This window comes from Inquilinus limosus, assembly GCF_051487185.1.
GTDB classification, from domain to species: domain Bacteria; phylum Pseudomonadota; class Alphaproteobacteria; order DSM-16000; family Inquilinaceae; genus Inquilinus; species Inquilinus limosus_F.
In genome coordinates, this window is record NZ_JAHVDK010000003.1 from 336,976 (window position 1) to 347,483 (window position 10,508).

Sequence of the window (10,508 nt, forward strand, 5' to 3'; positions counted from 1 at the left end):
GGAATGATTCAGACCAACTTCTTCGAATGGCTTGGCGAGACGCTGGGCGGGGTGATCGGCTTCATCATTCGTGCGATCCGGGCGGTGGTCGACGGCCTCGGCAGCGCCGTCGACGACTTCCTCGACGGCATGGCCCGCGCGATCGGGATGAACAGCTCGATCTTCTCCTTCGCGCTGCTGATCTTGGGCCTGTTTCTGCTCTACAGTTCCGTCCGCTCCTTCATCGCCCGCTCGATCGTGGCGGGGATCGTCTGGGCGGTGCTGGGGCTGATGGTGCTGAGCTGGGTGGTGCGATGAGCGCGGTCCGGATCGAGATCGAAGATGGCGTCGGCACGGTCGTGATGGACCGGCCGGACCGACACAACGCCTTCGACGAGCACGTCATCGCCGACCTGACCGCGGCCTTCGCCAGGCTCGGCGCGGAGGATGCGGTGCGCGCGGTGGTGCTGCGCGGGGCGGGCAAGAGCTTCTCGGCCGGGGCCGATCTCGACTGGATGCGACGCATGGCGGCCTATGATGAGGCCGCCAACCTGGCCGACGCGCGGGCGCTTGCGGCGCTGATGCGCACCATCGACACGCTGCCCAAGCCGACGGTCGCCCTGGTCCATGGCGCGGCCTATGGCGGCGGGGTCGGCCTCGTCGCCTGCTGCGACATCGCCGTCGCCACGGAGGCTGCCAGCTTCTCGCTGTCCGAGGTCAAACTCGGCCTGATCCCGGCGGTGATCAGCCCCTATGTCGTGCGCGCCATCGGCGCCCGCGCCGCCCGCCGCTATTTCCTGACAGCCGAGCGTTTCGACGCGGTCGAGGCCCGGCGCCTCGGACTGGTGCACGAGCTGGTGGCGGGAGACGGGCTGGAGGAAGCGGCGCGGCGCATCCTGGCGGCGCTGCGCGGCAACGGCCCGGCGGCGGTCCGGGCGGCGAAGGATCTGGTCGCCGCAGTCGCCGGCCGGCCGCCGGCCGAGGTCGAGGAGGACTGCGCCCGCCGCATCGCCGCGATCCGCGCCGGCGAAGAGGGCAGGGAAGGCGTCGCCGCCTTCCTGGAGAAGCGCAAGCCGGCTTGGCTGGGCTGATCAGCCCGCCGGCGCGGACCGGGCCCGCAGGACGTTCACCAGGAACAGCAGCATCGAGGCGAGTGTCAGCAGCGAGCCGATGATGGCCAGGGTTTCCTGCTGCCGGGTCACGGCCAGATAGATGCCGAGCGGCAGCAGGATGGCGCCGGCGGCCGCGATCCAGAAATGCAGCACGCTCAGCCCGCCGGCCTTGGCAAGCCCCAGCCGGTAGCCGGCGCCGAACAGCGCGAGCGACACCCAGCCGACGAGATTGATGTGGGTGTGCACCGGCACGAGCTGGAAGTCGTGGGCGATGCCCATCTGGATTCCCATCAGCATGCCGATCAGCCCCAGCAGCACGGCCAGGGTGAAGAACGCTTTGTCGATATTCCGCATCATCTTCCCTCGACGATCGACGCCGGCCATGTCGCAGTGCTCGGCCGGTCTGCCGCGCCGGAGGATGCGCCGAATCGTACTGGCCGACCTGTTACGGACGGCACAGGGCGATCTCGGCGCATCCCCGTCCCCTTGCGCGCTCCCAGTCTCGCCGGATCGCGGTGCCGCCGCACTCCCCTAGGATTAGGGGATGTCCAGGCCTCTTCGACTTACCCCGCCAGGCGATCCATCTGCTCCTGCAGCCGGCGCGCGTAGTCGTCCGCCAGCGCGTTCAGGGCGGCAGCACCGTCACCGTGGAAGGATGAGCCGTGCATGATCGCGAGCGTGCGCGGGGACAGCCCGGCCAGCCGCCGGATCGTCGGCGCCGTCATCGGCGTCAGGGCGCTGAAGCCGAACATGTCCTCCGCGGCCCGGGCCGGGCCGACGACGTCGTCCTCGGTCAAGGCGGGGCCGTTGCCGACATGGGTGAACAGGTCGCCGCACAGCAGCGTCCCGGTGGTCTCGTCGTACAGGACCCCGGCATCCCAACCATGCGGAATTTGCGGCGTGTCCAGGTAGCGCAGCCGCTTGCCGCCGAAATCGAAGACCTCGCCGTCGGCCAGCGGCCGCGGCGGCCGGTCGGCCATGTCGGTGATCGACACCATGCAGCCGATTCTGCCGTGCACCACTTGCGCCTGCGGTGCGGCCGCCAGCCATTCGTTCATGGCGCCGCACTCGTCGGCCTCGACATGGCCGAAGCCGATCCAGCGCAACCGGTCGACCGGCATCAGCCGGGCGACAGCGGCCGCGACGGCCGGGAACATCCGCCGCAGGCCGCAATGGAACAACAGCGGCTCCTCGGCCCTGATCAGGAACTGGTTGAAGGTGAAGCCGGCCGGCGGCGCGACCTCCGGCACATAGGTCGACAGCCGATAGATGCCGTCGGCGATCTCGTCGATCCTGGTCTCGCTCATCGGTCCTCCCTGGATCGGGTCGGGGGGCCCGTTCATCGCGGTTTTTGCCCCGACACCCTTGTGACGGCGAAGCTGGTCACCACTGTATCAGGTGCGCCGATGATGCGTCTGCGGATCACTCCGCCCAATGCCCGTACAGGTTCGGCATCAGCCCCGCCAGGGCGCTGAAGCGCGCCCAGGACTTCGCCTCCTTGCGGGTCCAGCCGGTTTCGGCGATGGCCGAAAGCCTGGGGAAGACCAGGCGGTCGAAGACCCCGCGGTCGGTCATCGGCTCGGACCAGATGCAGGCCTGGACGCCCAGGAAGTGCTTCAACTGGGCTTCGGTCCAGCCCTCGACGGGATCGAACTCATAGGTCTCCTGCGGGCCCGACCAGCCGGCCCAGCCGGCGCCCGGCTCGGACCAGGCGGTGCTCTGCGACATGTCGAGGTAATAGCGCTGCCCGGGCGAGACGACGATGTCGTAGCCGCGGCCGGCGAGCTCGGCGCTGACCTCGACCGAGCGCCAGCCGACGAGATAGCTCCTGTCCTTCTCGATCACGTCGCCATGCGCCGCCTCCTCCCAACCGCCGGTGACGACATCGCGCGAGGCGAGGAAGCGCTGGACGCGCCGCAGGAACTCCGCCTGCAGCATCGCGGTGGCCGACCCTTCGATGGCGTCGGCGCCATGCCGGTTGCCGATCGTGTCGACCAGCCGCGCATGCTGCTCGGCCAGCGCCGCGCCGCCGATCCGCTTCAGGCGATCGAGCGCCAGCGGCGAGCCCGACCAGGCGGCCAGCGGCACCTCGTCCGCGCCGACATGGATGATCCGGGACGGGAACAGCGCGATCAGCTCGTCGAAGACGGTTTCAACGAATGTGTAGACCGGCTCGTGGGCCGGGTTCAGGCAGTTGTTGGGGAAGCCCTGCACCGATTGATATTCGCCGTGCTCGCCCGGGTCGCGGAGACGCGGCAGCGACTGCAGCACGGCGTAGCAGTGGCCGGGGATGTCGATCTCCGGCACCACGGTGATGCCGAGGCGGTCGGCCAGGGCGACGAGGTCGCGGATCGCCGGCTTGGTGTAGAAGCCGCCCTGCGGCTCGGGCCCGGAGCCGAGCAGCGGCGGCAGTGCCAGCCCGTGGCCGCGCCAGGCACCGATCCGCGTCAGCTCCGGATAGGCGTCAATCTCGACGCGCCAGGCCTCGTCGTCCGACAGGTGCCAGTGGAAGCGGTTCATCTTGCTCCAGGCCAAGAGGCGCAGGAACCGGGCGACTTCGGCCGAGGAATAGAACTGGCGCGCGACGTCGAGATGCGACCCGCGCCAGCCATGGGCCGGGGAATCCGTGATCTCGCCGCTCTCGGGGAACAGGAAGGTCTCGGGGTGAAGCCTGGCGCCGCGCCAGATCTGGCCGAGCGTGATCAGGCCGTAGAGCAGGCCGGTGCGGGTGGCGGCCCGCACGGCGATGCCAGTCCTGGCGAAGGCAATGCGGTACGCCTCGGGGCCGAAGCCCGGCTCGGTCGCGAGGTCGACGCTCAGCCCACCCTCCGCCTCCAGGCGCATGATGCCCTCGGCGGGGAAGAGCGAGCCGGTCAGCTCGGCAAAGGCGGCCACGGCCTGTTCGGCCTCCGCGCCTTTTCCCTTCGGCGCAAGGCCGGCAGGAACCGCGCGGCGGCCGCCGATCTCGACTCGTGCCGGCCAAGGGATGACGGCGATCGGAACCGGCGTCGAGGCCGGAACCGGGAAGCGCTCGGTGCCCCGCTTCAGCGGCGCGTTGTCGGAAGCCGAACGCGTCGGGGAGACGGCGACCGGCGCGGTCGAACCGTCCGGCAGAACGATATAGGCGGTGGTGGCGCCGTCGCTCCAGTGGCGCAGCGGATAACTCAGCCCCCGCGCGGTCACGGTCCAGCTGGCGCCGGGGGCGAACTCGGTGCCGGGCCCGGGCGCGAATTCGGAGTGATTGGACAGCCGGGCGGTCAGCGCGCCGCCCTCGATGGTCGCGGCTGGGTCGATCCGGGCGGGGCCGCTGACGCAGAGTCTGAAGCCCGACACCGGCCTGTCCGACTGGTTGGTCAGACGCAGGGAATAGCTCAGGGGCTCCTCGCCCTCGGCGGGCTTCCAGAAGGTCTCGAGACGGAAGGGGGAGCACGGCGAGGACGTCATCGGGTAGGCCTTTGCGGTTGGCGGGGACGACGGGCTGTCTGCTGTGCCGCATGCTGCCCATGGCGGCAGGCAGGTGGCAATGGTCTATACCACGAGGCAGCCTGGTCGGCGCTCAACTCCAAACCCCGTCCAGATGTGGTATGCGGAATCGGGGCCGGCCGGACGGCAGGGCCAGAAAGGCAGTCGAACCGTGATCAGAAGCGATGTCGCCGTCCTCGGGGCCGGAATCGTCGGGGTCTCGACCGCCCTCCATCTGCAGGCCCGCGGCCGGTCGGTGGTGCTGGTCGACCGCCGCGGCCCGGGCGAGGAGACCAGCCACGGCAATGCCGGGTTGATCGAGCGTGCCAGCGTCGTGCCTTATGCCTTCCCGCGGTCGCTGCTCGACCTGCTGCGCTACGCCTCGAACCGGCGGATCGACGCCCGCTACCATTGGGTCTTCCTGCCGCGGATCGCACCCTGGCTGTTCCAGTACTGGCGCCATTCCTCACCGGCGCGCCTGGCCGAGGCGGCGCGGGCGATGCTGCCGCTGATCGAGCGCTGCCTGGACGAACACCGGCCGCTGCTGGAACAGGCCGGCATCACCCATCTGGCGCGCGAGACCGGCTGGCTCACCGTCTACCGCACCGCCCGCGGCCTGGCGGCCGGCGCGGCGGAGACGGCCACCGCCGCCGCCCATGGCCTCAACTTCGGCGTGCTCGACCCGGCGCAGATCCGGGCGCTGGAGCCGCATCTGGCGGAGGGGCTGGCCGGCGGCGTGCACTGGCAGGACCCGGTCTCGGTGTCCGATCCCGGCGCCGTCACCAAGGGCTATGCCGATCTGTTCCTGCGCCGCGGCGGTCGCCTGCTGCAGGCCGACGCCAGGTCGCTGCAGCCGGCGGAGGGCGGCGGCTGGAGCCTGCAGGGGCCGGACGGCCCGGTGCTGGCGCGCGACGCGGTGGTGGCGCTCGGCCCCTGGTCGCTCGACCTGATCCGGCCGCTCGGCTATCGCCTGCCGCTCGCGGTCAAGCGCGGCTACCACATGCATTACCGGGCGCGCGGCAATGCCGTGCTGCACCGCCCGGTGCTGGACGAGGAGCGGGGTTACCTGCTGACGCCGATGGCGCGCGGCCTGCGCCTGACCACAGGGGTCGAGATGGGCCCCCGCGACGCGCCGCCGACGCCGGTGCAGCTCGAGGTGGCCGAGGCCGCGGCACGCACCCTGTTCCCGCTGGACGGCCGGGTCGATGACCGGCCCTGGATGGGCGCCCGGCCCTGCCTGCCCGACATGCGGCCGGTGATCGGCCCGGCGCCGCGGCATCGCGGCCTGTGGTTCGCCTTCGGCCACGCCCATCACGGCTTCACCCTGGGGCCGGTCACCGGCCGGCTGCTGGCCGAGATGCTGACCGGCGGCGAGACCGTGGTCGACCCGTCGCCCTACCGCACCGACCGGTTCTGACGGCGGGGCGGCCATGCGCCCGCCGCGGTGGAGCATGGCGGGGAACGGCCTAGGATCGCGCTTGTCGACAGATTCGAGGACCCCATGTTCGATCCGGCAACGCTCGCCCTGTTCGTGGCCGCGGCCCTGGCGCTGAACCTCACGCCCGGCCCCGACATGCTGTTCTGCTTCGCCAACGGCGTCGCCCGCGGACCGCGCGCCGGCCTGGCGGCGGCGCTCGGCATCGGCGGTGGGGCGGCGGTGCACACCGTGGCGGCGGCGCTCGGCCTGGCCGGGCTGTTCGCCGCCTCGCCGACCGCCTTCGAGATCCTGCGCTGGGGCGGCGCCGCCTATCTGCTGTGGCTGGCGGTGAAGGCCCTGCGCGGCGCCGGCGCCGGGCTCGGGGCGGCCGGGCCGCTGCCGCCGCGGCCGGCGGGCCGGATCTTCCTCGATGGCATGGTCACCAACGTCCTGAACCCGAAGGTGGCACTGTTCTTCATCGCCTTCCTGCCGCAATTCGTGGACCCTGCGCACAGCGCGGCGCTGCAGATCCTGGTGCTGGGCACGCTGGGCAACTTCTCCGGCACTATCGTCAACGCCCTGGTCGGCACCTCGTCCGGCGGCGTCGGCCAGCTCCTGTCCCGCCGGCCGATCGTGGCGCGGCTGCTGAACGGCTTCACCGGCGTCGTCTTTCTCGGCCTTGCGGCGCGGCTGGTGCTGGCCGACGGGCGGCCGAAATAGCGTTTCGATTTCCCGCGTGCGCGGCGCACGGCCCCTGTTAGATTGTTGCCCGAACCCAGCGTCAGTTTCGGGGCCGGAATGTTCGATACGCTTCTGATCGCCAATCGGGGGGAGATCGCCTGCCGGGTGATCCGCACGGCGCGGCGCCTCGGCCTGCGCACCGTCGCGGTCCATTCCGACGCCGATGTCGGGGCACGCCATGTCGCCGAGACCCATCTGGCGGTCCGCATCGGCCCGGCCCCGGCGCGCGACAGCTATCTGAAGATCGACGCCATCCTGGCCGCGGCCAAGGCGACCGGCGCACAGGCGATCCATCCCGGCTATGGCTTCCTGTCGGAGAATGCGGAATTCGCCGAGGCCTGCGCCCGGGCCGGGCTGGTCTTCGTCGGTCCGCCGCCGGCCGCGATCCGCGCCATGGGCGGCAAGAGCGAGGCCAAGGCGCTGATGGCGGCGGCCGGCGTGCCCCTGGTGCCCGGCTATCACGAGGCCGACCAGGACCCCGCCCGTCTGGCGGCGGAGGCGGAGCGGATCGGCTTCCCGGTGCTGATCAAGGCCTCGGCCGGCGGCGGCGGCAAGGGCATGCGGGTGGTCGAGCGGGCGGAGGAGTTCGCGGCCCAGCTCGCCGGGGCGAAGCGCGAGGCGGCCTCGGCCTTCGGCGACGACCGGGTGCTGATCGAGCGCTACCTGGCCCGGCCGCGCCATGTCGAGATCCAGGTCTTCGCCGACAGCCAGGGCCACTGCGTCTATCTGTTCGAGCGCGACTGCTCGATCCAGCGCCGCCACCAGAAGGTGGTGGAGGAGGCGCCGGCCCCCGGCCTCGATCCCGCCACCCGCCGCGCAATGGGCGAGGCCGCGGTCGCTGCGGCCAGGGCCATCGGCTATGTCGGCGCCGGCACGGTCGAGTTCCTGCTCGACACCGACGGCCGCTTCTACTTCATGGAGATGAACACGCGGCTGCAGGTCGAGCATCCGGTGACCGAGGCGATCACCGGGCTCGACCTGGTCGAGTGGCAGTTGCTGGTCGCTGCCGGGGGGGCGCTGCCGCTGGGTCAGGACGATCTCGCCATTAACGGCGCCGCGATCGAGGTCCGGCTCTATGCCGAGGACCCGCAGGCCGGGTTCCTGCCGCAGACCGGGCGGTTGGCGCATCTCGATCTGCCCGAGGCGCCGCCGCATGTGCGGGTCGATTCGGGCGTCCGCCCGGGCGATGCGATCTCGATCCACTACGACCCGATGATCGCCAAGCTGATCGTCTGGGACCACGACCGGCCGGCGGCGGTGCGGCGGCTGGCCCTGGCGCTGGACCAGGTGCGGATCGCCGGCCTCGCCACCAATCTCGGTTTCCTGCGGGCGATCGCGCGCCACCCGGCCTTCGCCGCGGCCGAGCTCGACACCGGCTTCATCGCCCGCCACGCGGCGGAACTGCTGCCGCCGCCGGCTCCGGCCTCCTCCGAGGACATCGCGCTGGCCGCGCTGGGCCTCGTGCTCGGCCGCGCCCGCGACCGGTCCAGCCCCTGGGGCCTGGCCGATGGCTGGCGGCTGAACGACGAGGCGGTGGAGATGCTGCGCCTGGCCGACGGCGAGACCGAGATCCCGGTGGCGGTGCGTTACCGCCGCCACGGCGGGCTGTCGATCGACACGCCGGATGGGCCGGTCGAGGCCGGCGGCACGCTCGTGGACGGCGTGCTGACCGCCCGGCTTGGCGACCGTACGGTGCGGGCGACGATCGTGGTGGCCGACGAGCGCGTCGCGGTGCTGTGCGACGGCACCGATCGGGTCTTCGGCATCGTCGACTCGCTGGCCCATGCCGGCGAGGAGGCAGGGATCGGCAGCCGGCTGACTGCGCCGATGCCCGGCCGGGTGATCGCGGTCCTGGTCGGGGCGGGCGACAGGGTGACCAAGGGCCAGCCGCTGATCGTGCTGGAGGCGATGAAGATGGAGCACACCGTGGCGGCACCGGCGGACGGCACCGTCACCAGCCTGCCCTTCGCCGCCGGCGACCAGGTGGATGAGGGCGTGGCCCTGATCGGATTCGAGGCGGTCTGACATGCTCCCGGCCAAAGTCCGAATCGTCGAGGTCGGCCCGCGCGACGGGCTGCAGAACGAGAAGGCAGTGGTGCCGCTCGAGGCCAAGGTCGAGCTGATCGACCTTCTGTCGGCGACCGGGCTGACCACGATCGAGGCCGGCGCCTTCGTCAGCCCGAAATGGGTGCCGCAGATGGCCGATTCGGCCGAGGTGATGGCCCGGATTGCGCGGGCGCCCGGCGTCTCCTACCCGGTGCTGGTGCCGAACGAGACCGGGCTCGACGCCGCGCTCGCCGCCGGGGCGACCGAGATCGCGGTGTTCGGCGCCGCCTCGGAGAGCTTCAGCCGCCGCAACATCAACTGCTCGATCGCCGAGAGCCTGGCCCGATTCGCCCCGGTCGTCGCCCGGGCCCGGGCCGTGGGGCTGAAGGTGCGCGGCTATGTCTCGTGCGTGCTGGGCTGTCCTTATGAAGGAGAGGTGCCGCCGATGAAGGTGGCCGAGGTTTCGGCCGCCCTGTTCGCCCTCGGCTGCTATGAGATCAGCCTGGGCGACACCATCGGCGTCGGCACGCCCGGCAAGGCGGTGGCGATGATCGAGGCCGTGGCGGCGCGGGTCTCGCGCGACTCGCTGGCGGTGCATTTCCACGACACCTACGGCATGGCCGTCGCCAACATCCACGCGGCGCTGGAGCGTGGCATCGCCGTGGTCGATTCGGCGGTGGCGGGGCTCGGCGGCTGCCCCTATGCCAAGGGCGCCACGGGCAATGTCGCGACCGAGGATGTGCTCTATCTTCTCGATGGCCTCGGCATCGCCAGCGGCGTCGCCATGGACCGGCTGCTCGACGCCACCCGATTCGTCTCGGGCGTGCTAGGCCGGCCGCCGGTGTCCAGGGTGGCTCGGGCGATGATCGCCCGCGACGCCGACGTCTGATTTATCCCGGAGCCTGGTCGCACGCTGCGGCCACGGAGGAACTGTGCCTGTCCATCTGTTGAAGGTCGCCGTCGGCATCGCCGACCCGGCCCAGCTCGAAGCGGTCCAGCAGGGCCGGCGCCATGTCGTCGACGGGCGCGAGGTCGTGTTCGGCTATACCAAGCGCATGCCGACGCGACGGGATGAGCTGATCGACGGCGGCTCGATCTTCTGGGTGATCCGCCACGTCATCCTGGTGCGGCAGCGGATCCTCGACATGGTCATGGTGACCGACGAGGACGACGACACCTATTGCCGCCTGCTCTACGACCCGCAGCTGGTGCCGGTCGAGGCACGGCCGCTGCGCGCCTTCCAGGGCTGGCGCTATCTCGATCCGGAGGCGGCGCCGCGCGATCTGAGCTCGTCGGAAAGCGACCTGCCGGCCCATCTGCAGCAGGAACTCAGGGCGCTCGGGCTGCTCTGATCGGGGCTCTCGGGGGCTCCGAAAAGAAATTCACGGAAGTGCAAAAAAGCTCTTGCGTGGCCCGGATCACCCCCCTATAAACCCGCTCACCGACGGCGACGCCGCGGCGACGAACTCGAAAGAGAGCGACGCAGCGGAGGGCAGCCAAAAGAAGGTTGCAAAAGCCGGGTCGGGACACTACATCGACGTTTCTGCCCTGGCGGGCCGGCCCTGGAAGGGGAAGGCGCGACGGGCGGATGCGGCTCTGGAGGGGGGCGAGAGCTCTCGGAAGGGCGCGGATCTTGGACAAGTGAGTTGAAGTGGAGAAGGGATACGCGGCCGGCGGTTTGGTCTCTGGATGAGAGGCGAAGCAAGCGGGCGCGGTATCTCGGACGCTAGTAGAGTCATGAGCGTCGGGCT

10 protein-coding genes are annotated in these 10,508 nt (G+C 71.0%); 7 read left to right on the forward strand and 3 right to left on the reverse strand.

Annotation, left to right across the window (positions count from 1 at the left end; translation table 11 throughout):
* Positions 1 to 3 precede the first annotated feature (3 nt).
* Positions 4 to 297, forward strand: coding sequence for a hypothetical protein (locus KXR53_RS05260; RefSeq protein ID WP_437374043.1), 294 nt, complete (start codon positions 4 to 6; stop codon positions 295 to 297).
* Positions 294 to 1,070 carry an enoyl-CoA hydratase-related protein gene (locus KXR53_RS05265; RefSeq protein WP_437374044.1) on the forward strand — a complete coding sequence of 259 codons (777 nt, stop codon included), beginning with the start codon at positions 294 to 296 and terminating at the stop codon, positions 1,068 to 1,070. Before KXR53_RS05260 ends, KXR53_RS05265 begins: the two co-directional genes overlap by 4 nt.
* Here KXR53_RS05265 and KXR53_RS05270 read toward each other — a convergent pair whose 3' ends face one another.
* The 3 genes from KXR53_RS05270 to KXR53_RS05280 all read right to left on the reverse strand — a co-directional run bounded on the left by KXR53_RS05270 (position 1,071) and on the right by KXR53_RS05280 (position 4,535).
* Positions 1,071 to 1,448, reverse strand: a complete 378-nt coding sequence (locus KXR53_RS05270) for a hypothetical protein (RefSeq protein ID WP_437374045.1) — start codon at positions 1,446 to 1,448, stop codon at positions 1,071 to 1,073.
* Between the two features lie 206 nt (positions 1,449 to 1,654).
* Complete coding sequence (locus KXR53_RS05275) at positions 1,655 to 2,398, reverse strand: hypothetical protein (protein WP_437374046.1); 744 nt, start codon at positions 2,396 to 2,398, stop codon at positions 1,655 to 1,657.
* A 115-nt stretch (positions 2,399 to 2,513) separates the two neighbouring features.
* Positions 2,514 to 4,535: a beta-N-acetylhexosaminidase gene (locus KXR53_RS05280; protein ID WP_437374047.1), complete on the reverse strand. Its 2,022-nt coding sequence runs from the start codon at positions 4,533 to 4,535 to the stop codon at positions 2,514 to 2,516.
* A 190-nt stretch (positions 4,536 to 4,725) separates the two neighbouring features.
* On the opposite strand from KXR53_RS05280, the gene KXR53_RS05285 reads away from it, so the two are divergent.
* The 5 genes from KXR53_RS05285 (at position 4,726) to KXR53_RS05305 (ending at position 10,109) form a co-directional block, all read left to right on the forward strand.
* Positions 4,726 to 5,970 (forward strand): NAD(P)/FAD-dependent oxidoreductase, encoded by a 1,245-nt coding sequence (locus KXR53_RS05285; protein WP_437374048.1) that lies wholly within the window; start codon positions 4,726 to 4,728, stop codon positions 5,968 to 5,970.
* Between the two features lie 84 nt (positions 5,971 to 6,054).
* A complete protein-coding gene (locus tag KXR53_RS05290; protein ID WP_437374049.1) occupies positions 6,055 to 6,690 on the forward strand; it encodes a LysE family translocator in 636 nt (211 codons plus the stop codon).
* A 78-nt stretch (positions 6,691 to 6,768) separates the two neighbouring features.
* The gene (locus KXR53_RS05295) at positions 6,769 to 8,736 is read left to right on the forward strand and encodes an acetyl/propionyl/methylcrotonyl-CoA carboxylase subunit alpha (protein WP_437374050.1); all 1,968 of its coding nucleotides are present in this window, start codon (positions 6,769 to 6,771) and stop codon (positions 8,734 to 8,736) included.
* Between the two features lies 1 nt (position 8,737).
* Positions 8,738 to 9,646 carry a hydroxymethylglutaryl-CoA lyase gene (locus KXR53_RS05300; protein WP_437374051.1) on the forward strand — a complete coding sequence of 303 codons (909 nt, stop codon included), beginning with the start codon at positions 8,738 to 8,740 and terminating at the stop codon, positions 9,644 to 9,646.
* 43 nt (positions 9,647 to 9,689) lie between these two features.
* The gene (locus tag KXR53_RS05305) at positions 9,690 to 10,109 is read left to right on the forward strand and encodes a DUF1489 family protein (RefSeq protein WP_437374052.1); all 420 of its coding nucleotides are present in this window, start codon (positions 9,690 to 9,692) and stop codon (positions 10,107 to 10,109) included.
* Positions 10,110 to 10,508: the final 399 nt, after the last annotated feature.

What these genes read in the sequence shown, in the direction of transcription:
- KXR53_RS05260 (WP_437374043.1), top strand. Translation starts at nt 4, where the DNA reads ATGATTCAGACCAACTTCTTCGAATGGCTTGGCGAGACGCTGGGCGGG.
- KXR53_RS05265 (WP_437374044.1), top strand. Translation starts at nt 294, where the DNA reads ATGAGCGCGGTCCGGATCGAGATCGAAGATGGCGTCGGCACGGTCGTG.
- KXR53_RS05270 (WP_437374045.1), bottom strand. Translation starts at nt 1,448, where the DNA reads ATGATGCGGAATATCGACAAAGCGTTCTTCACCCTGGCCGTGCTGCTG.
- KXR53_RS05275 (WP_437374046.1), bottom strand. Translation starts at nt 2,398, where the DNA reads ATGAGCGAGACCAGGATCGACGAGATCGCCGACGGCATCTATCGGCTG.
- KXR53_RS05280 (WP_437374047.1), bottom strand. Translation starts at nt 4,535, where the DNA reads ATGACGTCCTCGCCGTGCTCCCCCTTCCGTCTCGAGACCTTCTGGAAG.
- KXR53_RS05290 (WP_437374049.1), top strand. Translation starts at nt 6,055, where the DNA reads ATGTTCGATCCGGCAACGCTCGCCCTGTTCGTGGCCGCGGCCCTGGCG.
- KXR53_RS05295 (WP_437374050.1), top strand. Translation starts at nt 6,769, where the DNA reads ATGTTCGATACGCTTCTGATCGCCAATCGGGGGGAGATCGCCTGCCGG.
- KXR53_RS05300 (WP_437374051.1), top strand. Translation starts at nt 8,738, where the DNA reads ATGCTCCCGGCCAAAGTCCGAATCGTCGAGGTCGGCCCGCGCGACGGG.